33 protein-coding genes, 2 tRNA genes and 1 pseudogene are annotated in these 25,078 nt (G+C 60.9%); 11 read left to right on the top strand and 25 right to left on the bottom strand.

The genetic code is table 11. The annotated features are described in order from the left end of the window. Positions 1-4 precede the first annotated feature (4 nt). Positions 5-742, bottom strand: a complete 738-nt coding sequence (locus tag ABKS89_RS10010) for a RipA family octameric membrane protein (RefSeq protein ID WP_348589436.1) — start codon at positions 740-742, stop codon at positions 5-7. 53 nt (positions 743-795) lie between these two features. Between ABKS89_RS10010 and ABKS89_RS10005 the strand changes: the two genes are divergently transcribed. The 5 genes and pseudogenes from ABKS89_RS10005 (at position 796) to ABKS89_RS09985 (ending at position 3,120) form a co-directional block, all read left to right on the top strand. After that, positions 796-996, top strand: coding sequence for a hypothetical protein (locus ABKS89_RS10005; protein ID WP_348589437.1), 201 nt, complete (start codon positions 796-798; stop codon positions 994-996). 80 nt (positions 997-1,076) lie between these two features. After that, positions 1,077-1,394 (top strand): annotated as a pseudogene (locus ABKS89_RS10000) (DUF4406 domain-containing protein). 174 nt (positions 1,395-1,568) lie between these two features. Continuing rightward, complete coding sequence (locus ABKS89_RS09995) at positions 1,569-1,805, top strand: AlpA family transcriptional regulator (RefSeq protein WP_348589438.1); 237 nt, start codon at positions 1,569-1,571, stop codon at positions 1,803-1,805. Continuing rightward, entirely contained in the window at positions 1,802-2,014 is a 213-nt protein-coding gene (locus ABKS89_RS09990; protein ID WP_348589440.1) for a hypothetical protein, read from the top strand. Before ABKS89_RS09995 ends, ABKS89_RS09990 begins: the two co-directional genes overlap by 4 nt. After that, positions 2,014-3,120, top strand: coding sequence for a tyrosine-type recombinase/integrase (locus ABKS89_RS09985; protein WP_348589441.1), 1,107 nt, complete (start codon positions 2,014-2,016; stop codon positions 3,118-3,120). The genes ABKS89_RS09990 and ABKS89_RS09985 overlap by 1 nt, the downstream gene beginning before the upstream one ends. Positions 3,121-3,208: 88 nt before the next feature. Here ABKS89_RS09985 and ABKS89_RS09980 read toward each other — a convergent pair. The 10 genes from ABKS89_RS09980 to ABKS89_RS09935 form a co-directional block, all read right to left on the bottom strand. Then, positions 3,209-3,285, bottom strand: a tRNA-Pro gene (locus ABKS89_RS09980). A gap of 85 nt (positions 3,286-3,370) precedes the next feature. Then, positions 3,371-3,727, bottom strand: coding sequence for a MerR family transcriptional regulator (locus ABKS89_RS09975; RefSeq protein ID WP_045217778.1), 357 nt, complete (start codon positions 3,725-3,727; stop codon positions 3,371-3,373). Further along, the gene (gene ihfA, locus ABKS89_RS09970) at positions 3,708-4,010 is read right to left on the bottom strand and encodes an integration host factor subunit alpha (RefSeq protein WP_003090661.1); all 303 of its coding nucleotides are present in this window, start codon (positions 4,008-4,010) and stop codon (positions 3,708-3,710) included. The genes ABKS89_RS09975 and ihfA overlap by 20 nt, the downstream gene beginning before the upstream one ends. Before the next feature lie 3 nt (positions 4,011-4,013). Beyond that, the gene (gene pheT, locus ABKS89_RS09965) at positions 4,014-6,392 is read right to left on the bottom strand and encodes a phenylalanine--tRNA ligase subunit beta (RefSeq protein WP_348589442.1); all 2,379 of its coding nucleotides are present in this window, start codon (positions 6,390-6,392) and stop codon (positions 4,014-4,016) included. Between the two features lie 34 nt (positions 6,393-6,426). Then, a complete protein-coding gene (gene pheS / locus ABKS89_RS09960) occupies positions 6,427-7,443 on the bottom strand; it encodes a phenylalanine--tRNA ligase subunit alpha (RefSeq protein ID WP_024763164.1) in 1,017 nt (338 codons plus the stop codon). A gap of 97 nt (positions 7,444-7,540) precedes the next feature. Then, positions 7,541-7,897 (bottom strand): 50S ribosomal protein L20, encoded by a 357-nt coding sequence (gene rplT / locus ABKS89_RS09955; RefSeq protein ID WP_045217787.1) that lies wholly within the window; start codon positions 7,895-7,897, stop codon positions 7,541-7,543. 21 nt (positions 7,898-7,918) lie between these two features. Beyond that, positions 7,919-8,113: a 50S ribosomal protein L35 gene (rpmI, locus tag ABKS89_RS09950; protein WP_017516491.1), complete on the bottom strand. Its 195-nt coding sequence runs from the start codon at positions 8,111-8,113 to the stop codon at positions 7,919-7,921. A 60-nt stretch (positions 8,114-8,173) separates the two neighbouring features. Beyond that, positions 8,174-8,725, bottom strand: coding sequence for a translation initiation factor IF-3 (infC, locus tag ABKS89_RS09945; protein ID WP_171039364.1), 552 nt, complete (start codon positions 8,723-8,725; stop codon positions 8,174-8,176). Beyond that, entirely contained in the window at positions 8,725-10,647 is a 1,923-nt protein-coding gene (thrS, locus tag ABKS89_RS09940; RefSeq protein ID WP_301532635.1) for a threonine--tRNA ligase, read from the bottom strand. Before thrS ends, infC begins: the two co-directional genes overlap by 1 nt. Before the next feature lie 240 nt (positions 10,648-10,887). After that, entirely contained in the window at positions 10,888-11,721 is an 834-nt protein-coding gene (locus tag ABKS89_RS09935) for an alpha/beta fold hydrolase (RefSeq protein WP_348589443.1), read from the bottom strand. A 256-nt stretch (positions 11,722-11,977) separates the two neighbouring features. Between ABKS89_RS09935 and ABKS89_RS09930 the strand changes: the two genes are divergently transcribed. Then, positions 11,978-12,331, top strand: coding sequence for a histone-like nucleoid-structuring protein, MvaT/MvaU family (locus ABKS89_RS09930; RefSeq protein ID WP_138212888.1), 354 nt, complete (start codon positions 11,978-11,980; stop codon positions 12,329-12,331). Positions 12,332-12,774: 443 nt separating this feature from the next. Further along, the gene (locus ABKS89_RS09925) at positions 12,775-12,999 is read left to right on the top strand and encodes a hypothetical protein (protein ID WP_138212887.1); all 225 of its coding nucleotides are present in this window, start codon (positions 12,775-12,777) and stop codon (positions 12,997-12,999) included. 69 nt (positions 13,000-13,068) lie between these two features. Here the strand turns inward: ABKS89_RS09925 and ABKS89_RS09920 are convergent, their stop codons facing one another. Together ABKS89_RS09920 and ABKS89_RS09915 are read right to left on the bottom strand one after the other, a co-directional pair. Beyond that, a complete protein-coding gene (locus ABKS89_RS09920) occupies positions 13,069-13,590 on the bottom strand; it encodes a DUF4946 domain-containing protein (RefSeq protein ID WP_348589444.1) in 522 nt (173 codons plus the stop codon). Between the two features lie 456 nt (positions 13,591-14,046). After that, entirely contained in the window at positions 14,047-14,223 is a 177-nt protein-coding gene (locus ABKS89_RS09915) for a hypothetical protein (protein WP_348589446.1), read from the bottom strand. 140 nt (positions 14,224-14,363) lie between these two features. Here ABKS89_RS09915 and ABKS89_RS09910 point away from each other — a divergent pair, with 140 nt between their 5' ends. After that, positions 14,364-14,678 carry a hypothetical protein gene (locus ABKS89_RS09910; protein ID WP_348589447.1) on the top strand — a complete coding sequence of 105 codons (315 nt, stop codon included), beginning with the start codon at positions 14,364-14,366 and terminating at the stop codon, positions 14,676-14,678. 21 nt (positions 14,679-14,699) lie between these two features. Here ABKS89_RS09910 and ABKS89_RS09905 read toward each other — a convergent pair whose 3' ends face one another. The 5 genes from ABKS89_RS09905 to ABKS89_RS09885 all read right to left on the bottom strand — a co-directional run bounded on the left by ABKS89_RS09905 (position 14,700) and on the right by ABKS89_RS09885 (position 16,876). After that, entirely contained in the window at positions 14,700-15,317 is a 618-nt protein-coding gene (locus ABKS89_RS09905) for a hypothetical protein (protein ID WP_348589448.1), read from the bottom strand. A 666-nt stretch (positions 15,318-15,983) separates the two neighbouring features. Continuing rightward, on the bottom strand, positions 15,984-16,133 hold the full coding sequence (locus ABKS89_RS09900) for a hypothetical protein (protein ID WP_348589449.1): 150 nt from the start codon (positions 16,131-16,133) through the stop codon (positions 15,984-15,986). Further along, on the bottom strand, positions 16,130-16,471 hold the full coding sequence (locus ABKS89_RS09895; protein WP_348589450.1) for a hypothetical protein: 342 nt from the start codon (positions 16,469-16,471) through the stop codon (positions 16,130-16,132). The genes ABKS89_RS09900 and ABKS89_RS09895 overlap by 4 nt, the downstream gene beginning before the upstream one ends. A gap of 61 nt (positions 16,472-16,532) precedes the next feature. Next, positions 16,533-16,619 carry a hypothetical protein gene (locus tag ABKS89_RS09890; protein ID WP_518301039.1) on the bottom strand — a complete coding sequence of 29 codons (87 nt, stop codon included), beginning with the start codon at positions 16,617-16,619 and terminating at the stop codon, positions 16,533-16,535. 131 nt (positions 16,620-16,750) lie between these two features. Continuing rightward, entirely contained in the window at positions 16,751-16,876 is a 126-nt protein-coding gene (locus ABKS89_RS09885) for a hypothetical protein (protein WP_277873389.1), read from the bottom strand. 157 nt (positions 16,877-17,033) lie between these two features. Between ABKS89_RS09885 and ABKS89_RS09880 the strand changes: the two genes are divergently transcribed. Next, positions 17,034-17,468, top strand: a complete 435-nt coding sequence (locus ABKS89_RS09880) for a tyrosine-type recombinase/integrase (RefSeq protein WP_348589451.1) — start codon at positions 17,034-17,036, stop codon at positions 17,466-17,468. Between the two features lie 23 nt (positions 17,469-17,491). On the opposite strand, the gene ABKS89_RS09875 is transcribed toward ABKS89_RS09880, so the two are convergent. Next, positions 17,492-17,568, bottom strand: a tRNA-Val gene (locus tag ABKS89_RS09875). Positions 17,569-17,753: 185 nt separating this feature from the next. Between ABKS89_RS09875 and ABKS89_RS09870 the strand changes: the two genes are divergently transcribed. Continuing rightward, complete coding sequence (locus tag ABKS89_RS09870) at positions 17,754-19,037, top strand: NAD(P)/FAD-dependent oxidoreductase (RefSeq protein ID WP_138212879.1); 1,284 nt, start codon at positions 17,754-17,756, stop codon at positions 19,035-19,037. A gap of 34 nt (positions 19,038-19,071) precedes the next feature. Here ABKS89_RS09870 and ABKS89_RS09865 read toward each other — a convergent pair whose 3' ends face one another. The 6 genes from ABKS89_RS09865 to moaA all read right to left on the bottom strand — a co-directional run bounded on the left by ABKS89_RS09865 (position 19,072) and on the right by moaA (position 24,074). Beyond that, positions 19,072-20,031, bottom strand: a complete 960-nt coding sequence (locus ABKS89_RS09865; RefSeq protein ID WP_348589452.1) for a formate/nitrite transporter family protein — start codon at positions 20,029-20,031, stop codon at positions 19,072-19,074. 73 nt (positions 20,032-20,104) lie between these two features. Beyond that, positions 20,105-21,049 (bottom strand): PA2778 family cysteine peptidase, encoded by a 945-nt coding sequence (locus ABKS89_RS09860; RefSeq protein ID WP_348589454.1) that lies wholly within the window; start codon positions 21,047-21,049, stop codon positions 20,105-20,107. A gap of 11 nt (positions 21,050-21,060) precedes the next feature. Beyond that, positions 21,061-21,456 (bottom strand): PA2779 family protein, encoded by a 396-nt coding sequence (locus tag ABKS89_RS09855; protein WP_348589455.1) that lies wholly within the window; start codon positions 21,454-21,456, stop codon positions 21,061-21,063. Between the two features lie 131 nt (positions 21,457-21,587). After that, positions 21,588-22,073, bottom strand: a complete 486-nt coding sequence (locus tag ABKS89_RS09850; protein WP_138212876.1) for a hypothetical protein — start codon at positions 22,071-22,073, stop codon at positions 21,588-21,590. 109 nt (positions 22,074-22,182) lie between these two features. Continuing rightward, positions 22,183-23,013 carry a transporter substrate-binding domain-containing protein gene (locus ABKS89_RS09845; protein WP_518301005.1) on the bottom strand — a complete coding sequence of 277 codons (831 nt, stop codon included), beginning with the start codon at positions 23,011-23,013 and terminating at the stop codon, positions 22,183-22,185. Between the two features lie 65 nt (positions 23,014-23,078). Continuing rightward, on the bottom strand, positions 23,079-24,074 hold the full coding sequence (moaA, locus tag ABKS89_RS09840; RefSeq protein ID WP_348589457.1) for a GTP 3',8-cyclase MoaA: 996 nt from the start codon (positions 24,072-24,074) through the stop codon (positions 23,079-23,081). A gap of 212 nt (positions 24,075-24,286) precedes the next feature. On the opposite strand from moaA, the gene ABKS89_RS09835 reads away from it, so the two are divergent. Beyond that, on the top strand, positions 24,287-24,940 hold the full coding sequence (locus ABKS89_RS09835) for a TetR/AcrR family transcriptional regulator (RefSeq protein ID WP_138212873.1): 654 nt from the start codon (positions 24,287-24,289) through the stop codon (positions 24,938-24,940). The last annotated feature ends 138 nt before the right edge of the window (positions 24,941-25,078 follow it).

Here is a 25,078-nt window from a genome sequence, read left to right as displayed (position 1 = left end):
AATATCACTTACCAAGCTTGACGGGGAATCCTGTGACGATATCCAAAACATGCCAATCAAGGCCAGGAATTTTAATAGTGCAGACCAATAACAGAAACCACGCCAAAGCCAACAACATACCCACATATATTGGAATTCGACTAGCCGAGAATCGCCGCATAATCAAATAATTCACAAATCTACGCTTAACCCAATTTCGTCCCAATTCTTTCTTAATTTCCTCTCTGCTTCTGCTGTCATCCTGAAAAAGATGAACCAGAACCCGTCTTCTCTCGATCTTCGACATAACTAGAGGATCCACCTCAACGTCTCCCTCCTTAATAGCATGACCCAGCCGACTATGGACCTTGTACATCTGAGTTACCCAACTTTCACTGAGCTTAGTACTCAACTCCCAATGGACTTGCCAATACTTAGCCCCGGCTGCCATGCCTGCTTGGCAAAGAGAAACTGACAACCCAACTAGGCATATCATAAAACTCACTATCGGTATTTGCCCTGCAGATTGACAAATACCAGCAAGAAGAACTCCTTGAAAAATCATGAAGAAGTTATTCCTTTGCACCAATTGAGTTATTTCAAAATTTCTCAGCTCAATACAAAGCTCATATACGCTTTTCCAAGCGCGCAGATCGGATGCCGCGACATCGATCGCTGTCGGCGCGTCAGGCATTTCCGGATGCAAATGCTCGATGTAACTAGCAGATTTTGAGTTTATTGAAACATCCTTGCCTTCGGTCATTCCTATCCCCTTCCAATTCATCACACAGCAGCCCATGGCGACCGGGAGCCACTATGCCCGAACAAGCCCTCAAGGCCTACCAAGTAGGCGACTACGACATCGTAGCGGCCTACGACGAGGCCGGCGCAATTCGAGTACTGCTGGACCAACTAGGCGCCGCAGACAACCACTACGGCTACACCCTGGGCGACGTGAAGCTGGTCAGCGATGCCGTGCTGGACAACCGGCAGGCCTACGATCAGGACGAAGGCTAAGTGATCACACCGGACAAGACACTCCGCGAGGAGCTCACCGAGCAGACCCAGCCCACCTACCTGTATGGGTGGGAGTATCCATGCAGCGCATCTACCTCGTCGGCCCCGTGACCGGCCTGCCGGAGTTCAACTACCCGGCCTTCCACGCCGAAGCCGAGCGCCTACGCCAATTCGGCTAGCACTTCGAAGATCCGTCCGAGAATCCGGCACCTGCCTGCGAAACCTAGCGCAGCTATATGACCGTCCCGACCCAACAGGTCACCTGCGACACCATCGATCTCCTCCTCGGCTGGACCAACTCCCGTGGCGCCAACCTCGAGCGCGGCCGGGCCCTCGAGCTGGGCATGACGTTCACTATGGCGTCGAACTTTACCAAGCACGCAAGGAGTGCAGCATGAGCCGACCGATCTTCTGACACGACGCCGTCCAATGCGACTGCTTGCGATGCATCGCACCGGTCGACGAGCCGCACCATGCAAGTCTTCCAACTGACCAAGACCGCCGACAGGGCTGCCCTGCATTCTGATCGAGGGTTTCTGCGACTCGACTCCAAACTCGCTTGAGATGCCATCATGATCAAAGGAACCGAAACTCATATGCCTGCCGAAAGACGCATCATGCGTCTGCCAGAAGTAATTCGTCTTTGTGGATTAAAGCGATCGAGCATTTATCTGCTTATGACCAAGAGGGAATTTCCAAAAGCAAAACGGATTGGCACTAGAGCAGTCGGCTGGGACTCCATGGAAATCGAGCAATGGATTGTCGCTCGGCTTGAGGGTCAGGCCTGGATTCAGGAGGAACACGAATGAATAAGGAGCTCATAAAAATAAGTGAGTTCCAGCGGCGCCGCTGGGGCGACAACGGAACCCCTTTGTCCAGCCAAGCGATCCGCAATCAACTCCGAGATGGGATGATCCCGGGCGAGAGAATCGGCAAGCTCTGGTTCATCGACTGGGCTGCATACAGCAAGTCGACCAGTAATGATCTGGTCGCCATGGTTCTTCGAGGAGCTGCATGATGTCTCCACGCCCAAGGAACAAGGCAAACAAGGGGCTCCCGCCAAACCTCTACCTTGACGTGCGGCGCGGCACCTACCGTTACCGACGGCCAACAGATGGAAAGTGGTTTCCCTTTGGCCCTGATCGATCCAAGGCGATCGGCGCTGCCAAGCAGCTAAACCTCGAGTTCATGGGCGGCGGGGATCTTGTCTCGAAAGTACAAGGCACGGCAATCGACCAGTTCACTGCCTTCCTCGACTCCTACGAGAAAGTCATCCTTCCGCCGCGGGAGTTGGCCAAGGGTACGCTGGAACTTTACGCCGTCCGGTTCCGTCAGTTCCGCGCAGCTTGGCCGACAAAGGCAATCAACGAACTCACCATCCGCATGGTCGCCGAGTTCCTGGACGGCCTTACCCCGCGCTCTGCCAACCAAGCGCGCGCCCTGCTGATCGACATCTTCAACCATGCTGCGGCGAAGGGGCTTATCGCCGACAACCCAGCAGCCAGCACGATGCCTCGCATCGAGAAAAAGCAGCGGAAGCGCCACACCGTCGAAGGTCTCCGCGCAATTCGGGAGAAGTCGCCAGTTTGGCTGCAGAACGCGATCGACCTTGCGCTGATCACCGCGCAGCGCCGGACCGACATTCTCGCCATGCGCTTCGACGATGTCCGCGAAGGGTTTCTGTATGTAGTCCAGCAGAAAACGGCCAAGGCAAGTGACGCCGCCTGGATTCGCTTCCGAGTCACGCCGGAGCTGCAGGCCGTGCTCAGCCGGTGCCGGGACAACGTTCCATCGCCCTTCCTAGTGCACCGTCGCCCTGAGCGGAAGAAGCAGGCGGAGCAAAAGGAGCACTGGACGAAGATTGAGGAGCGCTACCTGACCAGGGCATTCAAGGACGCCAGGGACGCTGCTGAGTGCTACGCGGGGTGGCGTGAGGAGGAGATGCCGGGCTTTCACGAAGTCAGGGCACTATCGCTGCACCTGTACAAGAAAGCCGGAAAGGATGGGCAGAAGATTGCCGGCCATGCCAGCGAGGAGATGACGAAGAATTATCAGCGGGACCACTGCGAAGTGGTCTGGTCGGACGCTGTTCCGGACCTAGATATCAGCGAATTCGCCCGATAATTTTGCGCGCATTTTGCGCCAGTTTTGCGCAGGCCCAGAAACGAAAACGGCCCAAGCACCATAAGTGCTTGAGCCGTATCGGAAATTTTGGTCGGGACGGAGTGATTCGAACACTCGACCCCTTGCACCCCATGCAAGTGCGCTACCAGGCTGCGCTACGCCCCGACGTTGCTTTTGAGTTCCCTCAGAAGCGGATCGCACTATACCCCAAGCAATTGCTTTGGAGAAGTGCTTTTTTCATTTTTTTCAGTTACTTGCGCAGCACATGCAGCACATCTTCCAATTCGGCGATCATCTGCCGGATCAGTTGTTTGTACTGGGTGGCGTCATCGCGGGCTTCGTCACCGGTGAGACGCTGACGGGCGCCACCGATGGTGAAGCCCTGGTCGTAGAGCAGCGCACGGATCTGGCGAATCATGAGCACGTCCTGGCGCTGGTAGTAGCGCCGGTTGCCCCTTCGCTTGACCGGGTTGAGTTGCGGGAACTCCTGTTCCCAGTACCGCAGCACGTGCGGCTTCACCGCGCAAAGGTCGCTGACTTCACCAATGGTGAAATAGCGCTTGCCCGGGATGGGGGGCAACTCGTCGTTATGACTTGGTTCCAGCATAAGCTTCAACCCTGGCCTTCAGTTTCTGCCCTGGACGAAAGGTGACGACGCGCCGGGCTGTGATCGGGATTTCCTCTCCCGTCTTCGGGTTGCGTCCGGGACGCTGGCGCTTGTCGCGCAGATCGAAGTTGCCGAAACCCGACAACTTCACCTGTTCGTTATGCTCCAGCGCCTGGCGGATCTCTTCAAAGAAGAGCTCCACCAGTTCCTTGGCTTCCCGCTTATTCAGGCCCAGCTCTTCGTACAGACGTTCAGCAATTTCAGCTTTCGTCAGAGCCCCCATACGCTACTTCCTTAACGTGGCGTTGAACCTTTGTTCCAGCGAGGCGACGATATTCTGCGTAGTCGCGTTCACCTCGTCATCATTAAGAGTGCGTGATGGATGCTGCCAGGTCAAGCCAACGGCCAAGCTTTTTCTAAGCGGATCAATGCCTTTACCGTGGTAGACGTCAAAGAGCCTGAGGTCCGTCAGCCATTCGCCCGCCGTTTCACGGATATTTGCCAGGACGAACTCGGCCGGGGTATCCAGATCGACGATCAGAGCGAGGTCACGGCGCACTTCGGGGAAGCGCGACAGTTCGCTGAATTTCGGCAGGCGACCTTTGGCGACTTCGGCCAGTACCAGCTCGAAGACGTAGACCGGGCGATCCAGATCCAGCGCCTTGGCCAGTTCCGGATGCAGGGCGCCCAGGTAGCCGACCAGCACACCGTCGCGCTCGATCTTGGCGGTCTGGCCCGGGTGTAACGCCGGGTGTTCCGCCGGGGAGAAGGTGAAGGCTTCGAGGGCGCCGGCATTACCCAGCAGCGCCTCGACGTCGGCTTTGACGTCGAAGAAGTCGACGCTCTCGCGGCCGTTGGCCCAGCCTTCCGGCTGACGGGCACCGCAGACGACACCGGCGAGCATGTTTTCCTGCACCAGCCCTTCCAGCTGGCCGACGAAGCGTAGGCCGCTCTCGAACAGGCGCACGCGGGTCTGCTGGCGGTTGAGGTTGTGCTGCAGGGACTTCACCAGACCCGGCCAGAGCGAGGCGCGCATGGCGGCCATGTCGGCGGAGATCGGGTTGGCCAGCATCAGCGGCTCGACGCCAGGATGAAACAGCTGGAACAGCTTGGGATCGATGAAGCTGTAGGTGATGGCTTCCTGGTAGTCGCGCGCGACCAGCAGGCGGCGCAACGCCGGCAGTTCGGCCTGGGACTCGGACTTGGTGTTCGGCGCCAAGCGGGCCTGCGGGTAGCGAACCGGCAGACGGTTGTAGCCGTACAGGCGGCCCAGCTCTTCGATCAGGTCGACTTCGATGGAGACGTCAAAGCGATGGCTCGGCACCCCCACGGTCCAGGCATCAGCGCCGGCTTTCTGGACATCGAATTCCAGCGCGGTGAGCAGACGCTCGATTTCGGCGTTTTCCAGGGTCATGCCCAGCATCTGGGTGACACGTTCGGCACGCAGGGTGACCAGTGCGACTTTCGGCAGATCGGCTTCGCTGGCCTGCTCGACGATCGGACCAGCTTCGCCGCCAACGATCTGCAGCAGCAGTTCGGTGGCACGCTCCATGGCGCGGCGAGCCAGTTGCGAGTCCACGCCACGCTCGAAGCGGTGCGAGGCATCGGTGTGCAGGCCATAGGAGCGGGCCTTGCCGGCCACAGCAATGTTGTCGAAGAAGGCGCTTTCGAGGAACAGGTCGCGAGTCTTGGCGCTGACGCCGCTGTGCTCGCCACCCATCACGCCGGCGATGGCCAGGGCGCGTTCGTGGTCAGCGATTACCAGGGTGTCGGCACGCAGCGTAACTTCCTGGCCGTCGAGCAGGACAAGCTTCTCGCCCTCCTCCGCCATGCGCACGCGCACACCGCCCTTGATCTCGTCGAGATCGAAGGCGTGCATCGGCTGGCCCAGCTCGATCATCACGTAGTTGGTGATGTCGACGGCGGCGTCGATGCTGCGGATGTCGGAACGGCGCAGACGCTCAACCACCCACAGCGGGGACGGCTTGCTCAGGTCGACGTTACGGATCACGCGGCCAAGGTAGCGCGGGCAGGCTTTAGGGGCCAGCAGCTCGATGCTGCGCACGTCGTCGATGTGCGGGGCAACGGCATTGACCACCACCGGCCTGACCTCGGCGCTATAGAGCGCGCCGACTTCGCGGGCGAGGCCGGTCAGGGACAGGCAGTCGCCGCGGTTCGGGGTCAAACCGATCTCGATGGAGGCGTCGTCCAGCTCGAGGTAGTCGCGCACGTTGGCGCCCACCGGCGCATCCGCGGCGAGCTCCATCAGACCGGCGTTCTCTTCGCTGATTTCCAGCTCTTTGGCCGAGCAGAGCATGCCGTTGGACTCAACGCCGCGCAGCTTGGCTTTCTTGATCTTGAAGTCGCCCGGCAGTTCGGCGCCGATCATGGCGAAGGGGATCTTCAGGCCCGGGCGCACGTTGGGCGCGCCGCAGACGACCTGGAATGTCTCCGAACCGTTGCTGACCTGGCAGACGCGCAGCTTGTCAGCGTCCGGGTGCTGTTCGGTCGACAGCACTTCGCCCACGACCACGCCGCTGAACTGACCGGCAACCGGGATCACGGCGTCGACCTCAAGGCCGGCCATGGACAGACGAGCAACCAACTCGTCACGGGATACTTGCGGATTTACCCAGCTCCGCAGCCACTGTTCACTGAATTTCATCCTGCTCTCCTAAATGCGTTGACGGTCGTGCGGGCTAGCGGAACTGGCCGAGGAACCGCAGATCGTTGTCGAAGAACAGGCGCAAGTCGTTCACGCCATAGCGCAGCATGGCCAGGCGCTCGATCCCCATACCGAAGGCGAAGCCCTGGTATTTCTCGGGGTCGATACCGGACATGCGCAGCACGTCGGGGTGGACCATGCCGCAACCCATGACTTCCAGCCAGCCGGTCTGCTTGCAAACGCGGCAACCCTTGCCGCTGCAGAGCACGCACTGGATATCGACTTCCGCCGAAGGCTCGGTGAAGGGGAAGAAGGACGGACGGAAGCGGACGGAGAATTCCTTCTCGAAGAAGGCACGGAGGAATTCCTCGATGGTGCCCTTGAGGTCGGCGAAGCTGACGTCTTCATCGACCAGCAGACCCTCGACCTGGTGGAACATGGGCGAGTGGGTCAGGTCGGAGTCACAGCGGTAGACTCGGCCCGGGCAGACAATGCGAATCGGCGGCTTCTGGTTTTCCATGGTGCGGACCTGTACCGGCGAGGTATGGGTGCGCAGCAGCATGTTCGCATTGAAGTAGAAGGTGTCGTGCATGGCACGAGCCGGGTGGTGACCCGGAATATTGAGCGCTTCGAAGTTGTGGTAGTCGTCTTCGACTTCCGGACCCTCGGCCACTTCATAGCCGATACGGGTGAAGCACTGCTCGATGCGCTCTTTGGTTCGGGTGACCGGGTGCAGGCCGCCGGAGGACTGGCCACGGCCCGGCAGGGTCACATCGATGCGCTCGGCTGCCAGCTTGGCGGCGAGGGCGGCGCCCTCAAGCTCGGCCTTACGGGCGTTCAGCACATCCTGAACCTTTTCCTTGGCGACGTTGATCAGCGCACCGACCTTGGGGCGCTCTTCGGCCGGCAGGTCGCCCAGGGTCTTCATGACCTGGGTCAGCTCGCCCTTCTTGCCGAGGTAGTGAACCCGGATCTGCTCCAGGGCGTTGACGTCTTCGGTGTTCCGCACGGCGTCCAGGGCCTGCGAGACCAGCGCGTCCAGGTTTTCCATGTACCAACTCCAGATACAAAATAGGGGAAGAGCGGTAAGGCTCTTCCCCTATCGGTGACGTTACGTCCGGACCAAGATCCGGTAACTGTCGCGGGGCTTAAGCCAGGCTGGCTTTCGCTTTCTCGACAATTGCGGTAAACGCCGCTTTTTCGTTCACAGCCAGATCGGCCAGGACCTTACGGTCGATCTCGATGGCCGCTTTTTTCAGGCCAGCGATCAGACGGCTGTAGGACAGACCGTTCAGACGAGCACCAGCGTTGATACGAGCGATCCACAGAGCGCGGAACTGACGCTTGCGCTGACGACGGTCGCGGTAGGCGTATTGGCCTGCCTTGATTACCGCCTGTTTGGCAACACGGAACACGCGCGAACGCGCGCCGTAGTAGCCTTTTGCGAGCTTCAGAATCTTTTTGTGACGACGACGGGCAATTACGCCACGCTTAACACGAGCCATTTATTTATCCTCTACCAGAAATCAACGCAGACGCAGGGAGCGCGCTACACGGCGAACGTCGGAAGCAGCGAGCATCGAAGTGCCGCGCAGCTGACGCTTACGCTTGGTGGTCATTTTGGTCAGGATGTGGCTCTTGAAAGCGTGCTTGTGCTTGATGCCACCAGCAGTCACTTTGAAGCGCTTTTTGGCGCCACTCTTGGTTTTCATCTTTGGCATGTTTAGTACTCCGCATTCGTTAACAACTGATAACCATCAGGCCTGCCAGTGCCCGGGAGGTTATTTACGCTTCTTGGGAGCGATGACCATCATCAGCTGGCGTCCTTCCAGCTTAGGATGCTGTTCCACGGTGCCGATCTCGGCGAGGTCGGTTTCGACCCGCTTCAACAGCTCCATGCCCAGCTCCTGGTGGGCCATCTCACGACCACGGAATCGAAGCGATACCTTGGCCTTGTCCCCTTCATTAAGGAAACGTACCAGGTTGCGTAGTTTTACCTGGTAATCCCCTTCTTCCGTCCCTGGACGAAACTTGATTTCTTTGATCTGTTGCTGGTGCTGGTTCTTCTTCGCAGCAGCGGCTTGCTTCTTCTTCTCGAAGAGGTGCTTGCCGTAGTCCATGATGCGGCAGACAGGGGGCACCGCATCAGCAGAAATTTCCACCAGGTCCAGCTTGGCCTCGTCAGCCAGACGGAGAGCCTCATCAAGGGAGACCACTCCGATCTGCTGACCGTCAGCACCAATCAGACGAACCTCACGGGCGGTGATGTTTTCGTTGATCGGCGGTTTCGGGAGAGCCCGCTTATCCTGTCTCATTTCACGCTTAATAATGATTACTCCGAGTCTTGGCGACCACGCCGGGAAACCGCCTGAGCGAGCAGCTCAGCGAACTGGGCGACCGGCATCGAGCCGAGGTCTGCCCCTTCGCGCGTACGTACGGCGACGGCCTGCGATTCAACTTCTCTATCGCCGATGACCAGCAGATAGGGAACCTTGAGCAAAGTATGCTCGCGGATTTTAAAGCCAATTTTCTCGTTTCTCAAGTCAGACTTGGCACGGAATCCGCTTTGTTCGAGCTGACGCACCACTTCTTCAGCCCATTCGCCCTGCTTGTCAGTGATATTCATCACCACGGCCTGGGTCGGTGCGAGCCAGGCCGGGAACAGGCCGGCGTAGTGCTCGATGAGCATGCCGATGAAGCGTTCGAAGGAGCCGAGGATCGCGCGGTGCAGCATGACCGGGCGGGTACGGCTGTTATCTTCGGCGATGTAGCTGGCATCCAGACGCTCTGGCAGGTTCGGGTCGTACTGCAGGGTGCCGCACTGCCAGTTACGGCCGAGGCAATCCTTCAGGGTGAACTCGATCTTCGGACCGTAGAAGGCGCCCTCGCCCGGCTGGTATTCCCACTCCAGGCCGGATTCGTTCAGGGCGTCGGCCAGCGCGCTTTCGGCGCGATCCCACAGCTCTTCGGAACCGACGCGCTTCGCCGGACGAGTGGACAGCTTCATGGAGACGTCGCTGAAACCGAAGTCCGAATAGACCTGCAGGGTCAGCTTGATGAAGTCAGCCGCTTCCTTCTTCACCTGCTCTTCGGTGCAGAAGATGTGAGCGTCGTCCTGGGTGAAGCCACGCACGCGCATGATGCCGTGCAGCGCGCCAGACGGCTCGTTGCGGTGGCAAGCGCCGAACTCGGCGAGGCGCAGCGGCAGGTCGCGGTAGGACTTCAGGCCCTGATTGAATATCTGCACGTGGCACGGGCAGTTCATCGGCTTGACCGCGAAGTCGCGACTTTCCGACGAAGTGGTGAACATGTTCTCGGCGTAGTTGGTCCAGTGGCCGGAACGCTCCCAGAGGATGCGGTCGACGACCTGCGGAGTGCGGACTTCCACGTAGCCGTGGTCGCGCTGCACTTTACGCATGTACTGCTCGAGCACCTGATAGACGGTCCAGCCGTTCGGGTGCCAGAAGACCATGCCCGGCGCCTCTTCCTGGAGGTGGAAGAGGTCGAGCTGCTTGCCGATGCGGCGGTGATCACGTTTCTCGGCTTCCTCGATGCGCTGGATGTAGGCGGCCAGCTGCTTCTTGTCAGCCCAGGCAGTGCCGTAGACGCGCTGCAACTGCTCGTTCTTCGAGTCGCCGCGCCAGTAGGCACCGGAAATCTTGGTCAGCTTGAAGGCTTTCAGGAAACGAGTGTTCGGCACGTGCGGGCCGCGGCACATGTCCACGTACTCCTCATGGAAGTACAGGCCCATGGCCTTCTCGTCCGGCATGTCGTCGATGAGGCGCAGCTTGTACTCCTCACCACGAGCCTTGAAGGTCTCGATGACTTCGGCACGCGGCGTCATCTTCTTGATGACGTCGTAGTCCTTCTCGATCAGCTCGGCCATACGCTTTTCGATCGCGGCCATGTCGTCCGGAGTGAAGGGGCGCTCGAAGGCGATGTCGTAATAGAAGCCTTCGTCGATCACCGGGCCGATGACCATCTTGGCGGTCGGGTACAACTGCTTGACCGCATGGCCCACAAGGTGAGCGCAGGAGTGGCGGATGATCTCCAGCCCGTCCTCGTCCTTCGGGGTAATGATCTGCAGGGTCGCGTCGCTGTCGATGATGTCGCAGGCATCGACCAAGCGGCCGTTGACCTTGCCGGCCAGGGTAGCTTTCGCCAGGCCCGCGCCAATGGATTGCGCCACCTCGGTCACGCTGACCGGATGATCGAAGGAACGCTGACTACCGTCGGGAAGAGTAATGATGGGCATGGCGCCTCCTCTCCTAGTGGTGACCCCTACGAAAGGCCACATGGGTTGGGATGTGCCAGTAAGCGTCGCCCGCCGGGTAAGCCTGCCTCACAGTGGCAGGCGCCTTGTCGGCACCCTGCGCCTTCGCGCGCGGACGTAGATCACTGGAAGAAATCGAAACCTGCCCGCAAACGATAGCGGGCAAGGCGTGGGATGTTACTGCATGTTTGGGAAGCTGACGAGCGGCAAGCCTGACTTCGCTCAGTACTGATCGACAAACTCCAGCACGCTGCGATTGAAGGACGCCGGACGGATCACATTCATGCCGTGGGACGCACCGGGAATCGTCACCGAGCGCGCGTCCACAAACGTCGATTGCAATGCCTGGATGATTCGCGGAAACGGCTCCGGACTTTTTGCCCCGCCGATCAGCAATACCGGCAATTGCAGTTGCAAGATCTGCTCATGCTTTATAGGCACGGGATGATCGGCGACCTGCCCAACCAATGTCATGGCATTAGCCGTCGCCATTTCGCGGAATTTCCGAGAAGACCGCGACCAGACTCCCGCACCACTGACAGTATCGACAAAGAGCTGCAGCCCGCCTTCCACCGCCCCCGCTCGAATCATCTCCAGCGCCTGCTGACGAAACTGATTGCGCTCCACGGGAGATACTGGCGCTTCGATATTTACCCCCGCAAAAACATCATCGGCAAAGTCCCCGCCGGGATCAGCGAGTGTCAACGAGAGCAATTTCTGCGGAGCCGCCAGCGCCACGCGCAGACAGATATTACCGCCCCGCGAATGCCCCAGCAGATGAACCGGACCGGGTAACTGATCAAGCAACGCCAGAAGATCATCGACATGTTGCTGCGTTGTAAAACCCGCCCCCAAGCCATCCCACTGTTCGGGAAAGTAGTGGCGCAGGCTCGGCACCACCACACGATAACGAGCAGACAACGCCTGGACCTGCCCCTGCCAGTAGCGGTAGTCACAGAGCGACCCATGCACCAGCAGCAGCGGCACGCCCTGCCCGGCAACCTGGCACGTCAGTTCATAATCATCGACCCGGTATTGCACTATCTCGTTATTCATCCAGCACTCGCACGCAACGCACCACAATAAAGCACACAGGTTTCGCAGGGGCTATTGAACGACGAAAGATCCCGCCACACCCTTTAGCCCGCGCATTATCCCTCATTGATCAATTAATCGGCCAACCCTTCATGTGCCCTTAACATTTAAAGTGTGTTTTCCCAATCGCAACAATTCATATATTCAGTTGACGCGAACAATCACAAGAACACAGAATCGCGCCGTACTAATCACCCCTGCATACGGGAGCACCCAGATGTCCAAACTTGCGGAATTCCGCGAAGCCGAGCGCAAACTCCAGGAACAACTCGCCCTGCTCGAGAAACTCAAGAGCGATGGCGGCCTGAAAAAGGAACTGGAGTTCAAGGATCAACTGCAAGCCTTGATGGACCAGTACGGCATGAACCTGCGCAACGTCATCGACATTCTCGACCCGCAGACTTCCACCGAGCCCGCCGCCGCGCAACAGCCGCGCCGCACCCGCCAACTGAAGGTCTACAAGAACCCGCACAACGGCGAGACCATCGAGACCAAGGGCGGCAACCACAAGACCCTGAAAGCCTGGAAACAGCAGTACGGTGGCGACACCGTGGAATCCTGGCTGCAGTAATGTCGATATTCCGCGGAGCGCTCCCGCTCCGCGGAGTTTCTCCTTCGCTTGGCAGCTTCTGACAAACGGCTGTATAATAACTAGCCATCGTTAGAAGAAATCCTTATACTGCCGACAGCGAGCACCAAACCCATAGGTCGCCCCTCCCAGCACTCCCTACCTGATCCAGGGCAGAAGCTGGGCTCTACAGGGCCACGGCCAGCGCATCCTCCGCATCGATTCCAGAGCACGCCAACCGCGCCAGGAACATTTGCCCGAGCGATCAGCGCCCCACGTCAGATCCTCTGCTTTCACCCAACATCGCAGCCTGACGCGAACAGACCCTCAAGTTTCCAATCGCTGCCATATTCCGGTCATACGTTTTCTGCATTCTCAGATCGCACCCGGAGCTTTTGACGATTTCGACGGTCATAGGACCGTTACCTATTTGGAAAGACAAGACAATGAAAACCTCCCTGCAAATCCAGGAGGCGATTCGCACCCTCTCGGCGGCCTTCGCCCCTCTGAACTGCGTTATCCAGGCCAAGCGCAAGCACGGCTTCAGCTTCACCCTGGTGAACGAGCATGGCATCGCCAAGCACACCGAACGCCTCTACCCTCAGCAATACCAGGGCGAGGTACCGCTGAGCGCGGTGATTCAGCGAGTGCAAGCCACCATCGCTGCCTGAGCCTGAAAACGAAAAAAGCCCCGCATCAGCGGGGCTTTTGCTTTTCTGCCTTTCCTGTAAAGGCAGCACTCAATTCAGACTGATACCTGCCTTCACCGATTCGATCTCCGCCATCAGCGCCGCATAGCGCTCCGAGGGCGCCGCATAGGTCAGCGAGTACGCCGCCCCATCACCCAACGCGACCTGCACGGTCTGCTTGAGCACCTCGGTGCCGTTCTGGCTGATGCCGCAATGCACTTCCAGCCCTGCCAGCCCACCCAGCTTCGCATCCAGCGGCTTGCTGCACGCTGCCTGGAATCCCTGGCGCATGAAGTCCCTCTGCAACGCCTTGCGCATCTCGACGATGACATTCTCGACACTGACCTTGGTGGCGGAGCCGAGCCGACTGCGTGTGACCTCCATGACCAGGTCCTGGGATCCATCCTCCGCCATGCGCACGCCACGCTGACGAACCACCGGCGCATCAGCAGCCGCTTCCGCTGGCGAACGGGAAACCTCCCAGCCCTGCGGCCAGATCACCTGCATTTCTGCCAAAGCCGGTAGCGGCACCCACAATACGCCGAGCAACAACCAGGATCGCAGACCGCCCATCACCACCTCCGAGCACACCCCAAGGGACACCATAGCAGGCAGCCCCGCAATTTCGCGGGCCAGCCGCCCGTCCGAGAGCCAACGAAAGGGCGACCCTACCGGACCGCCCATCCAGCGCCAAGCGCCGCTGACGACGCCTGACGCCCCAACCACTGGAAGGACGCCGGGCCGAAGCTACATTCACAGTGCAGCCGAAGGACCGGCTTGCCTGTAATCCCCTGAGTTGCCGTCTTGAAGCCCCGCTCTCTCCAGGTGCGGGGCTTCTCGTTAGTGCCACCAGCAAAACGCCGTCCTTCGATCGCCGGCAATGCATCAGCGCCGACACAATACTTACCTTGCCGATACCAAATTCTTCGAGACACCGACGCCCCCGGCGGGTCTACTTCGCGCCGATTTTTCCATGTCCACGGTGTCTCGATGTTATCCAAGCTGACCAAAGCCGCTCTGCTCACCACCTTAGTATTGCTCTCCGGCTGCTGGCCGTTCTTCCCGCCCTTCGGCGGTCCAGGTGGAGGTGGTCACGGGGGTGGCGGCAACCACGGTGCCGGCGGCCACGGCGGCGGTCCCGGCTTCGAAAGTCGCCGATAGCGAAACGCCCGATGCACCGCATCGGGCGTTTTTGATTCCCGTCATCACGAACAACCTGGGCAGATCCAGCAGACACACGCCCCGAAAGAGTGAGACTTCGTCACACTCACGCACAGGACGAGCAGAAGGCCGCAGCAGGCTCCATACTTAGAGGCAGAATGAAATCGCAGGCTCAGTGAGGTCACATGAAAAAGCTCACAGCATTGCTCCTGCTCATGCCCCTTGCCGCCAGCGCCCAAGCCTCCGACTTCTGCACCGGCATCGGCCTGTTCGCCCGAGCGGGAGCCCTGTACCGAAACGAGGGCAAGACCGAGCAGCAGGCGATAGCGGCCGTTCACGAGGGCAGCGCCAAGCTCGACGCGGATACCCAGATGGTCGTCAGGTACTTCGTGCGCTTCGGCTACCACGGAGATCAGACACCCGACCAGGCGTCTGCCAACGCCGAGCAGAAATGCCGGCAGTACGAAGCCTATAGCGAGCGCAGAAGCGCAATGAACTAGAGGCGACTCAACCGCCCGCGCCTACTGCGGCGACTGAGGCGGTTCGATGCGATACACGTAGCGGGGATAGTAGAGGCATTCGGTCTTGGCCTTGATAGCTGCCGAGTAGCGTTCCTGAGGACTCGTGCTTTCATTCAGAGCGATCGCCATTTCGGTCTTCACTGCCGAGCTGATGTTGTTTGCGATCGTAATGTCTGCACCGCCGCTCATCCCAGCACTATCCACCTGGCGAACAGCAACAGCGCTCGCACCGCCAACACCACTGAAAGCCGCAATCCAGGGCGCATTGGCCGCAGCGTTCGCTGCTGTCAGCGCGGGAGCAATCACTGAACCGGCTGCCAGGCCAATTAGTGAGATGCCAAGGGTGTCGCGAGACCTCTTCTGGGCCAACTGCTCGCGCGAGCCGATGACTTCGCTGCAAGTCTGATTGGCATCCTCGATGGCGGACTGGATCTTCGCATCCAGCTTCTCCTCGACCTCGACTCTTTCTTTCTGTGCAGTGGCGTCCCCACCCGCCGCCAAGGCCATGAGTTGCTGCCGCCGCTGCAGCAACTCCGGAAAGCCAGTTTTGAGTGTGTCGGTGGTGGAGCAGCCTTCCAGCAGGGCAAGTGAAAGCAGCAGCACGGCGCAATGGCGCATCGGGAGAGTCCTTTCAGTGATGGGCGTCAATATCAAATTGATAGCACACCACCAGCATCGCGACGCCCAACCTCCGATTAATTCAATCAGCGCCCCACCGCATTCCTTGCGCGGCAGTTACCGGCGACCGGCGCACCCATAAGCCAACTGAGGGCTTGCAGGGCGGAGCGAGGCGAAAGGCAACCCGATCTCACTTGTATTGACTTACCTTGGCTGGTTCCAAGGAGATCTCTTCCAGGTACGGCTTTCCGCTCTAGCCCTCGCCACCCTGATTACGGCACTCACCATAACGACAAGGGCAAGCGCGCATGTAGCAGCCCAGTGGATGGCGTATAGCCCCTTTGACTAACCCTCTACCCAGGACTCCGTCCATGGCGCCGCGGTCAGCTCAACCCTTAGCCACTCCGCCTCGCACTCAAGGCAGCGTGCGCGGATGTATCGCTTACCGATTGACTCCCGCTCAACGCAGATGTCCACCACCATGTCGTGCACGCGACGAACCGCCAGATTAGGTTCGCTTGCCATCAATAAGCACGCTTCGCACCGCTCCATTTCCTGCTCTTCATTACCTGATAGCACGAGGCGTAGTGGCTACTTCCTGAAGAGCTTTGCCAGGAAGACCCAGAACCGGGAGGGCTGCGAGGACTCGCGCCAACGCTTGGCAGCTCACTCAAGCGCTTCCTGGTGAGCCTTCAACTGAGGGAGGAAGTCGGGGGAACTCTCATCGTTGCTTTCGACAAACTCGTCCAAGGCTCGAATCTTTTCGTTGACCGCGGCATACAACCGGTCCGACTCAGCCATGTCCTTGGCGTTCATACTGACTCCTTGGTAGCGCGTTTCGGTGTGAAACGAAGATAGACCAGCGTCGCCACCAGAAGAACGAGGGCATAGACCGCTATCTGCCCCCAGAAGAGAAGCCGGTAGCGCGGCACAACCCTCTCTGAATACTCCTGCTGAAGGCGCTTTGCCTCTTCAAACCCAACGCTCTCGTCTTTCAGGGCTGTCTCCACTTTCATCGTGAAGGCAGCAGCTTCCTCCCTGGAGCCGAAGACTGAGACGGGGATTTTCTTTCTGATCTCCTCGCCAACACCGTCGATGAGCAGCAGGCAGAAGCCAAACAGGCCAAGCAGCAGAAACACCTTCGCGAATCGCATCTCCACCATCCCTGAGCAGCGCAAAAGATCGCCGAGTCTACGACAGCGGTGCGGTGCCGCTCTACCAGCTGCAGGGTCGGTTATCGATCAAGTCGATCGACATCAGGACAGTGTCGAGCACTACAGAGAATGGCAGGTCAACGATCATCAGCGGGCCCACAACGTCCCACGACATGAGATCGAGTAGCCCCCCTGTGCAAGGGCACGGCTCGAATATGCACCCCAGCGAACTCGCGCAGCCATTCGTGCTTAGCACCACGAGGGCAACTGATATACGCCTCAGCTCACCCCAAGCAGCAATACCGAGGACACGGCGAGGGCGCCTGCGACCAGTGACAAAACGCCGAGCGCAACAACGGCATCGTCACTGCGAACCAGATCTACCAATGCGGACAGAGCTTTCATCTTCAGGTCCTCCAAACAGCGCTCATAGCGCCTGACCTAAGTCTCGCCCTCCTCGCTCGGCGCCTGACTGATAGATATCAACGCGCCGGTCATTTCCAGCAAATCCACCACAATGACCAACAGGACCGGCGGGCGCCGTTCGGATGAGGTATTGCCCATGGCAAAGGTGATTTCACGAATTACCGCGAAAATGCCGCGCCCAATTGAGGCCAGCGAGTATAGAAAGCTGCAGTACACCGGCGGCAAGCTGAGCCTGCAGCAACTCAAACGATGGATTGAGGAAGACGCGGGACGACTGCGGGGCGCACAACCACATCGCCAACAAGCTCGCGCGCCCACTGTGCATGAGCTGCGCGCTCTGGGTTCCTGGCTATATGAAAAGCAGGACTTCCCGACCGAGTACGTGCAGGCGCTGATGGGCCATGCCGACGGCGAGATGACGACCTACTATCAGGAGGGACACGAAGAGAAGGCGATCGAGTATCAGAGGGCGCGCGCCGACCTGAAGCTCCAGGCCGCGACTGCCGTTCTGCAAAGGTTTGGAAAAAATAATGCAAAACAAAAAGGGCGATCCTTTCGGATCGCCCTCTAAGTACCGCCAGAAGCGGGTTTGTTTGGTAGGCACAATTGGACTCGAACCAACGACCCCCACCATGTCAAGGTGGTGCTCTAACCAACTGAGCTATGTGCCTGTCGTGTGGGGCGCATTCTACGCGATCGTTTTAGAGCGTCAAGCACTTTTTCAGCTAAGCCACTGAAAAAGTGAATTTTTTTATGTTCGACCGTCCGTAAATTATTTTGCACGGGCACTAGCCGGTCCGATTCGACTCAGGTAGCATCCGCACATCTCGTAAAAAATAACAAACACAGGTGCATTATGCCGCACACCTCCTACCCCTCCTCCTATTACGCAGCTTCGGCCAACCCGGTCCCGGCCCGTCCTGAACTGCAAGGCGAGGTGGAAACCGATGTCTGCGTGATCGGCGCAGGCTACACCGGCCTGTCGACCGCCCTGTTCCTGCTGGAAAACGGTTTCAAGGTCACCGTACTGGAAGCCGCCAAGGTTGGCTTCGGTGCGTCGGGCCGCAACGGCGGCCAGATCGTCAACAGCTATAGCCGCGACATCGACGTCATCGAACGCACCGTCGGCGCCAAGCAGGCCAAGCTGCTGGGCGACATGGCCTTCGAAGGCGGCCGCATCATTCGCGAACGCATCGCCAAGTACAACATCCAGTGCGACCTGAAGGACGGCGGCGTGTTCGCGGCCCTCAGCACCAAGCAGATGGGCCACCTGGAGTCGCAGAAGAAGCTGTGGGAGCGCTTCGGCCACACCCAGCTGGAACTGATGGACGCCAAGCGCATCCGTGAAGTCGTCGGTACCGACAGCTATGTCGGCGGCATGCTCGACATGAGCGGCGGCCACATCCACCCGCTGAACCTCGCCCTGGGCGAAGCCGCAGCCGTGGAATCCCTGGGCGGCGTGATCCACGAGCAGTCCCCTGCCGTGAAGATCGACCGTGGTGCCAACCCGGTAGTGCACACCCCGAAGGGCCGCGTGAAGGCCAAGTTCATCGTGGTAGCCGGTAACGCCTACCTCGGCGGCCTGGTACCGGAACTGGCTTCCAAGTCCATGCCGTGCGGCACCCAGGTGATCACCACCGAGCCGCTGAGCGCCGACCTGGCCAAGTCCCTGCTGCCGACCGACTACTGCGTCGAGGACTGCAACTACCTGCTCGACTACTACCGCCTGACCGGCGACAACCGCCTGATCTTCGGTGGTGGCGTGGTCTACGGTGCGCGCGATCCGTCGAACATCGAAGCGATCATTCGTCCGAAGATGCTCAAGGTCTTCCCACAGCTGAAGGACGTGAAGATCGACTTCGCCTGGACCGGCAACTTCCTGCTGACCCTCTCGCGTCTGCCGCAGGTTGGCCGTATCGGCGACAACATCTACTACTCCCAGGGCTGCTCGGGCCACGGTGTGACCTACACCCACCTCGCGGGCAAGCTGCTGGCCGAAGTGCTGCGTGGCCAGGCCGAGCGCTTCGACGCCTTCGCCACCCTGCCGCACTACCCCTTCCCGGGCGGCCGCATGTTCCAGGTTCCGTTCTCCGCGATCGGTGCCTGGTACTACACCATGCGCGACAAGCTGGGCATCTGACGCCTCGCTTCACACCGCACGAAAAAACGGCGCCTCAGGGCGCCGTTTTTCTTTTCGGGGACTTCTCCGGCGACGACGTATCGCTGCGCACTTGGGCGTGGCTCATCAACGCGAAGATCAGGCTGCCGCCGACGATATTGCCCACCAGCGTCGGCAAGGCGAAATCGACGACGAACGCCGCCAGCCCCACTTCGCCGGCGAACATCAGGTAACCCACCTCGCAGGTGCCGACCACGATATGGCTGAAGCTGCCCAACGCCATCAGGTAGGTGACCAGGAAGATGATCCACACCTTGGCGTGCTCCGCCGCCGGCACCAGCCAGACCATGGTGGCGATCATCCAGCCGGAAACGATGCCCTTGGAGAACATCTGCCAGTGATCGTTCTCCATCACCTCGCGGCCGATGTCGAGGAAGGCCTGGTCGGCCTTCGTGTCGAAGATCGGCAAATGGAGCATGGCGTAGGCGAACAGCAGCGCGCCGACGACATTGCCCGCCAGCACCACCGACCACAGCCGCAGTAATTGGCCGAACTTTTCCAGCGTCGGCTCGCTCATCACCGGCAGCACTGCCGTCAGGGTGTTCTCGGTGAACAGCTGCTGGCGCGCGAGAATGATCGCCAGGAAGCCCACCGGATAACCCAGGCTGGTGGTGATCACCGCCATGTCGTGGTCCGGCAGCCGTGCACGGAACAACCCCATCGCCATCAGCGACAGGCCGATGGTCAGCCCGGCCGCCAGCGCTGACCACCAGAGCGCCGCCAGGGTGCGGTCCAGTTCGTGATTGCCCTGCAGGCGGATGACTTCGTGCAGCACCAGCGCGCGGGGCGGCTGGCTTTTCTCGACCTTGCGGCGCTCCTCGGCGGAGAGATCGTCGGCCGTGTCGCTACCGGCTTTCGAGCTGCGGGAGGAACTGCGAGGCGCCGCCTTCCTTGCGCTCGACTCGCTCGTCTTGGCACGCGCGCCGCCGCGTGCCGGTGGTTTTTCGCTGGCCATGCCAAGCACCTCACTGGGACATTGCAGGTTTAGGCTGTGCCCTTTCCGCTTCGGTTCAGGAAACCTGCTCGCCTCAGTTCGCTGGGCAGGCCGGCACCGCCTGGCAACTGTCGCCTGCCGCACCCGCACTGCCGATCTTCTGCGAGAAACGCGCATCATCCGGCGCCAGATGCCGCGCACAACTCGCCGCAGCGCCAGCCTGCTGTGGACAACCGCGCTCGCCCAGCACGTTGGCCAGATTGAACCAGCCCGCCGCAAACGCCGGCTTCGCGCGGACACTGCGGCGCAGCGCATCCTCGGCATCGCCGAGATTGCCGTCGGTGTAGCGCGCATTGGCCAGGGCGAACCAGCCGAGAGACTCCTGAGGCCAGGCCCTGGTCGCGATGCGGTAGGCCTGTTCCGCCAATGCCGGCTGGCCGGTCTCCTCCAGGTCGTGGGCCGCTCTCAACCAGGCCGTCGGCTCCGCCGTCGCCGGCAGGTGATCGGCCGGCACGGTCAGCACCGCCCAGCGCTGGCTGCGCTTCCAGGTCACGTCGAAGGCGGTGAAGTCGATCACCAGGCGCTCGGTGATGCCCGAGCGGAGAATCAGTTCATGCCGACTGCGGTCGAAGCCGACCACCACCGCGAAGTGCCAGACCGGCAGCCAATCCAGCCCCTGGTTCTGCAGGATCAGCACCGGATTGCCCGCCGCGACTTCGCTGAGAATATTCTCCAGGCGCGGCTTGAGCGGATAGACCAGCATGCCCTTCTCCCGCGCCGCCGCTATCAGCTCCACCTGCAGGCTGCCCTCGCGTCCGGGGATGAACACCCGATCCTTCAGTTCCCGAGGAGTCACCCGCACGCCGCGCTGGTTGAGCATGGTCGCGAGCGCGGCCGGGCCGCACTGGAACTCCTGCTGCGGGAAGAACTGCACATCACTCAGCTCCACTCGCTCCGGCAACGCCTCCACGCTGGCTGGCAACGTCGGCGACTGCGCGCAGCCGCCGAGTGCCACGGCCGCCGCAAACGCGACGGCCATGGCCCAGCGCCTCAACGCTGGCACCTCACGAAGGTGAAGATGTGGGTGATACAGAGCAGGTCGGTGATCACGAAGATCAGCAGGAACAACAGGATGATGCCGATGATGCCGCCAGCGGGGGCCTGGTCCAGTTGCTGGTTGAATTGCGCCAGCTCTTCATTGGACAGGCTCTTGATGCGCTGCTCGACCTTGCTGCGCTCGACCCCCATGGACTGCAGTTTTTTCTGCACACCCTGGTCATCGAGCATCTTCAACAACTGTTCGCGGTCGACCTGTTGCTGCTGTGCCTGCAGCACTTCGCCGGTGCCAACCATGGCGGCCTGAGCCAACGGGACTTCCGCAATGACACCCAACTGCGCGAACACCAGGACTGCTGCAAGGCTCTTTACCCGTCTTGTTATGGTCATTCTGGGTCACCTCATCATGGACTGCATGCACTGGGCAGGAGGTGCAGGCCGCTCGCACGCGAGACAACCGACCACGACGCTCCCGCCATATCGGCGGCAACCGCAGGGCCGCTATCTAGTGTGATGCCGGCTCAGGAAAAGAGTTCGAAGCGTATTTGGCGCCAGTCGGCGTCCAGATGCCCCAGGTAGAGGCAGGCATGGCCACGGGGAAAGAGGATGTGCTCCGGACCGATGCCCGGACCTTCGAGACGCAGCAAACGCCCCCAGGGGTGGTGGCTGATGCGCCCGCGCACATCGTCGACCGTGCCGCCACGCCACCAGTGGATGGCGGCCTCGGCATCCTCGACGCCTTCGGGCTGCTCGATGCGCACCGGCTCGTCGCGCCAGCCGATCACCCGCTGCGGGTCGAAACCGGCCTGCTGCGCCAGCGGCAGCGGCGTAACCCACTGCGCGCCATCACGCTCCTCGAGCGACACGGCCAGCGGGCACCACCGCGCCTGCTCCAGCGCCCAGAGCAGATCGCCGTCGATGGCCAGCGAAGGCTCGGGCTGGGCCTGGATGCGGAAACCGGGGCAGACCAGCGTGCCTTCGCGCAGGGGAATGCGGAGCTCGCTCATGCCGGCTCCGGCAGACAATGGCAGCAAAGGAAGAACAAAGCGCGGCGCACTTCATCCTCCCTACGGCTGGCGCGCAAACGGCAGCGGCGATTCTAGGGAAGAAGGCGGCTCACGGCGACTTCTGTTTCGCTTTCTGGCGCTCGAGGAAATCCACTTTCCACTGCTCGACGCCCAGGTGTTCGGAATCCAGGCTCGCCTCGACGCCGTACCTGGCCTTGATCGCGGACACCTCCGTCGCGTGCTCGACGAGGAAGCGGTCGAAGCGCTCTATCAGCTCGCCCTGCTTCACCGTGGACAGGTGGAAGGCGCTGCGCGTGTGCGGCAGCGATGGATCGAACACCAGCGCCCCCGGCTTCGCGCGGATGTTGTCCAGGTAAAAAGTGGCGACCACCACGTTGAAGTAGACGCCATCGGCCTGCTTCTTCAGCGCGGCATGGATCATCTGCTTGAGGTCGGCGCTGGGCACGAGGGCGACCTGCCCGGACTGCACCGACTGCTCATAACCGCGTGGCGTCCAGCCATCCACCAGCGCCAGCCGCCTCAAGGCAGCGACACCCTGCCCCAGCCGCTCCGGCGCCACCAGCACGCCGTCGACGTACTCGGTCACCGGCTGGCTGTAGCGCAGGGTTTTCCCGGCCTTCTGCTCGGGCGCCCAGTTGGGGTTGTCCGGGTACTTGAGATCGACCTGGCCGGAGAGCAGCGCCGGCAGCAGCGCGTCCACCGGCAGCGGACGATACTCCAGGGTGATGCCGCTGGTGCTGGCGAACAGGTCCAGCACCTCACGGGCGAAGCCCTGGTAATTGCCCCGTGCATCGGTGCTGTAGTGCGGGGCGAAGGCCAGGTTCTCGACGCCGACGACGTAGGTCTGTGCCATGGCGACACTTGAAACACCGGTGGAAAAAATGCTGGCGAGCGCGCAGCAGAATGCCTTGAGCTTCAAACGACTCTCCTTGTTGCCTGTTGTTTTTGTTCTGTCCGGCGGGCCGGGCGCCCGCCGTGGCGGACTCAGCCGCCGGTCATGCTCATGAAGCGCAGCACCTGCACCTGCTGGTCGGCTTCGAAATGGTGGCGTTCGGGCTTGAGCTGCAGCGCCTGCATCAGTGCTTCGCGCAGGCACGCGCTGTCGCCGGGGTGCTCGCGCAGCAACTGGCGCAGGTCCAGCGCACCTTCGTGGCCGAGGCAGAGCACCAGCTTGCCTTCGGCGGTCACCCGCACCCGGTTGCAGTCGCCGCAGAAATTGTGGCTGTGCGGGGAGATGAAGCCGATGCGGCTGGCATAGCCGTCGATGCGGTAGTAGCGCGACGGACCGCCGCTGCGCTCCGGCGTCGGCAGCAGTTGCCAGCGCTCGGCGAGCTGCGTGCGGACTTCATCGCTGCTGCACAGGGTCTGCTTGCGCTCGTGGCTGCTGACGCTGCCCAGCGGCATCTCCTCGATGAAGCTGATGTCGATGCCCTTCTCCAGGGCGAAGGCCACCAGGTCGCAGACTTCGTCGTCGTTGCGGCCCTTCTGCACCACGGCATTGAGCTTGATGCGCTCGAAGCCGGCCTCGCGGGCGGCATCGATACCGTCGAGCACCTGCTCCAGCTTGTCGGAGCGAGTGAAGGCGGCGAAGCGTTCGCGGCGCAGCGAGTCGAGGCTGATATTCAGGCGACGCACGCCGGCCGCACGCAGCTCGGCCGCACGCTCGCGCAGTTGCGAGCCATTGGTGGTGATGGAGAGATCGTCCAGCTCCGAACGTGCGCCCAGTCTTGCCAGCAGGCCGGTCAGGCCCTTGCGCACCAGCGGCTCGCCGCCGGTGATGCGGATGCGCTTCACGCCAAGGTCGATGAAGGCGTCGGCGACGGCTTCGAGTTCCTCCAGGCTCAATACCTGGTCGCGCGGCAGGAACTGCATGTCTTCGCTCATGCAGTAGGTGCAGCGGAAGTCGCAGCGGTCGGTGACCGACAGGCGCAGGTAGGTGATGCGTCGACCGAAGGGGTCGACCAACTGGGAATCGGACATGGGCAGTGGGAAGTTCCGGATGGCAGGTGCCGAACGAAAGTGCGCTAGAAATACCTTAGAACGCCGTCGCTGTACACACAAAACCGACCCGCGAGTCAGGAAATTGCACGCAAGTACCCGCGACGGGGCCGAGTTGAGGGGCTCAAGAGCCCGGTGCTACCATGCCCGGCTCTGTTCTGTGACAACAGCAATAAAAGAAAGAAGACCAGCCAATGACCAGCATCCGCGAGCGTAACCGTCGCCTCATCCTTCGCGCCGCCAGCGAGGAATTCGCCGAGAAAGGCTTCGCGGCGACCAAGACCAGCGACATCGCCGCTCGCGCCGGGCTGCCCAAGCCCAACGTCTACTACTACTTCCAGTCCAAGGAAAACCTCTACCGCTGCGTGCTGGAAAGCGTGGTGGAGCCGCTGCTGCAGGCCTCCGCGCCGTTCCGCGAGGACGACGAGCCGAGCGAGGCGCTGCGCGCCTACATCCGTTCCAAGGTGAAGATTTCCCAGGAGCTGCCGCACGCCTCCAAGGTGTTCGCCAGCGAGCTGATGCACGGTGCGCCGCACCTGCCCAAAGAATACCTGGATGAGCTGAACGCTCAGGCACAGCGCAACATCGCCTGCCTGCAGAGCTGGATCGACCGCGGCCTGTTGGCGCCGGTGGACCCGCATCACCTGCTGTTCACCATCTGGGCGGCGACCCAGACCTACGCCGACTTCGACTGGCAGATCTCCATGGTCACCGGCAAGACCAGCCTCAGCGAGGCGGATTTCGAGGCGGCCACCGAGACCATCACCCGCCTGGTGCTGCGCGGCACCGCGCCGGACAATGGCGCCGAGCCCAAGCCGCAGGGGCGTTTGCGACCGTTGTCGATCTGAGCCGAAACTCAGCGCCGAGAGCAACTGACTTCTCTGGGAAGTCCATCGCAGGGCCTCCCTCACCCCAACCCTCTCCCAGAGGGAGAGGGAGCTGAACGTACCGGCTGATACGGCAGTTTCTCCCTGCACCGAACGCTC

The organism is Pseudomonas sp. LABIM340, from assembly GCF_040017195.2.
Taxonomy (GTDB): domain Bacteria; phylum Pseudomonadota; class Gammaproteobacteria; order Pseudomonadales; family Pseudomonadaceae; genus Pseudomonas.
The sequence above is the reverse complement of the archived record's forward strand: the minus strand, read 5'-3'. Positions and strand labels throughout refer to the sequence as shown.

Bases quoted from the DNA above. Each gene is read 5' to 3' on its own strand.
- ABKS89_RS10010 (WP_348589436.1), bottom strand. From the start codon at position 742: ATGACCGAAGGCAAGGATGTTTCAATAAACTCAAAATCTGCTAGTTAC.
- ABKS89_RS10005 (WP_348589437.1), top strand. From the start codon at position 796: ATGCCCGAACAAGCCCTCAAGGCCTACCAAGTAGGCGACTACGACATC.
- ABKS89_RS09995 (WP_348589438.1), top strand. From the start codon at position 1,569: ATGATCAAAGGAACCGAAACTCATATGCCTGCCGAAAGACGCATCATG.
- ABKS89_RS09990 (WP_348589440.1), top strand. From the start codon at position 1,802: ATGAATAAGGAGCTCATAAAAATAAGTGAGTTCCAGCGGCGCCGCTGG.
- ABKS89_RS09985 (WP_348589441.1), top strand. From the start codon at position 2,014: ATGTCTCCACGCCCAAGGAACAAGGCAAACAAGGGGCTCCCGCCAAAC.
- ABKS89_RS09975 (WP_045217778.1), bottom strand. From the start codon at position 3,727: ATGCTGGAACCAAGTCATAACGACGAGTTGCCCCCCATCCCGGGCAAG.
- ihfA (WP_003090661.1), bottom strand. From the start codon at position 4,010: ATGGGGGCTCTGACGAAAGCTGAAATTGCTGAACGTCTGTACGAAGAG.
- pheT (WP_348589442.1), bottom strand. From the start codon at position 6,392: ATGAAATTCAGTGAACAGTGGCTGCGGAGCTGGGTAAATCCGCAAGTA.
- pheS (WP_024763164.1), bottom strand. From the start codon at position 7,443: ATGGAAAACCTGGACGCGCTGGTCTCGCAGGCCCTGGACGCCGTGCGG.
- rplT (WP_045217787.1), bottom strand. From the start codon at position 7,897: ATGGCTCGTGTTAAGCGTGGCGTAATTGCCCGTCGTCGTCACAAAAAG.
- rpmI (WP_017516491.1), bottom strand. From the start codon at position 8,113: ATGCCAAAGATGAAAACCAAGAGTGGCGCCAAAAAGCGCTTCAAAGTG.
- thrS (WP_301532635.1), bottom strand. From the start codon at position 10,647: ATGCCCATCATTACTCTTCCCGACGGTAGTCAGCGTTCCTTCGATCAT.
- ABKS89_RS09935 (WP_348589443.1), bottom strand. From the start codon at position 11,721: ATGAATAACGAGATAGTGCAATACCGGGTCGATGATTATGAACTGACG.
- ABKS89_RS09930 (WP_138212888.1), top strand. From the start codon at position 11,978: ATGTCCAAACTTGCGGAATTCCGCGAAGCCGAGCGCAAACTCCAGGAA.
- ABKS89_RS09925 (WP_138212887.1), top strand. From the start codon at position 12,775: ATGAAAACCTCCCTGCAAATCCAGGAGGCGATTCGCACCCTCTCGGCG.
- ABKS89_RS09920 (WP_348589444.1), bottom strand. From the start codon at position 13,590: ATGGGCGGTCTGCGATCCTGGTTGTTGCTCGGCGTATTGTGGGTGCCG.
- ABKS89_RS09915 (WP_348589446.1), bottom strand. From the start codon at position 14,223: ATGACGGGAATCAAAAACGCCCGATGCGGTGCATCGGGCGTTTCGCTA.
- ABKS89_RS09910 (WP_348589447.1), top strand. From the start codon at position 14,364: ATGAAAAAGCTCACAGCATTGCTCCTGCTCATGCCCCTTGCCGCCAGC.
- ABKS89_RS09905 (WP_348589448.1), bottom strand. From the start codon at position 15,317: ATGCGCCATTGCGCCGTGCTGCTGCTTTCACTTGCCCTGCTGGAAGGC.
- ABKS89_RS09900 (WP_348589449.1), bottom strand. From the start codon at position 16,133: ATGAACGCCAAGGACATGGCTGAGTCGGACCGGTTGTATGCCGCGGTC.
- ABKS89_RS09895 (WP_348589450.1), bottom strand. From the start codon at position 16,471: ATGCGATTCGCGAAGGTGTTTCTGCTGCTTGGCCTGTTTGGCTTCTGC.
- ABKS89_RS09890 (WP_518301039.1), bottom strand. From the start codon at position 16,619: ATGATCGTTGACCTGCCATTCTCTGTAGTGCTCGACACTGTCCTGATG.
- ABKS89_RS09885 (WP_277873389.1), bottom strand. From the start codon at position 16,876: ATGAAAGCTCTGTCCGCATTGGTAGATCTGGTTCGCAGTGACGATGCC.
- ABKS89_RS09880 (WP_348589451.1), top strand. From the start codon at position 17,034: ATGGCAAAGGTGATTTCACGAATTACCGCGAAAATGCCGCGCCCAATT.
- ABKS89_RS09870 (WP_138212879.1), top strand. From the start codon at position 17,754: ATGCCGCACACCTCCTACCCCTCCTCCTATTACGCAGCTTCGGCCAAC.
- ABKS89_RS09865 (WP_348589452.1), bottom strand. From the start codon at position 20,031: ATGGCCAGCGAAAAACCACCGGCACGCGGCGGCGCGCGTGCCAAGACG.
- ABKS89_RS09860 (WP_348589454.1), bottom strand. From the start codon at position 21,049: ATGGCCGTCGCGTTTGCGGCGGCCGTGGCACTCGGCGGCTGCGCGCAG.
- ABKS89_RS09855 (WP_348589455.1), bottom strand. From the start codon at position 21,456: ATGACCATAACAAGACGGGTAAAGAGCCTTGCAGCAGTCCTGGTGTTC.
- ABKS89_RS09850 (WP_138212876.1), bottom strand. From the start codon at position 22,073: ATGAGCGAGCTCCGCATTCCCCTGCGCGAAGGCACGCTGGTCTGCCCC.
- moaA (WP_348589457.1), bottom strand. From the start codon at position 24,074: ATGTCCGATTCCCAGTTGGTCGACCCCTTCGGTCGACGCATCACCTAC.
- ABKS89_RS09835 (WP_138212873.1), top strand. From the start codon at position 24,287: ATGACCAGCATCCGCGAGCGTAACCGTCGCCTCATCCTTCGCGCCGCC.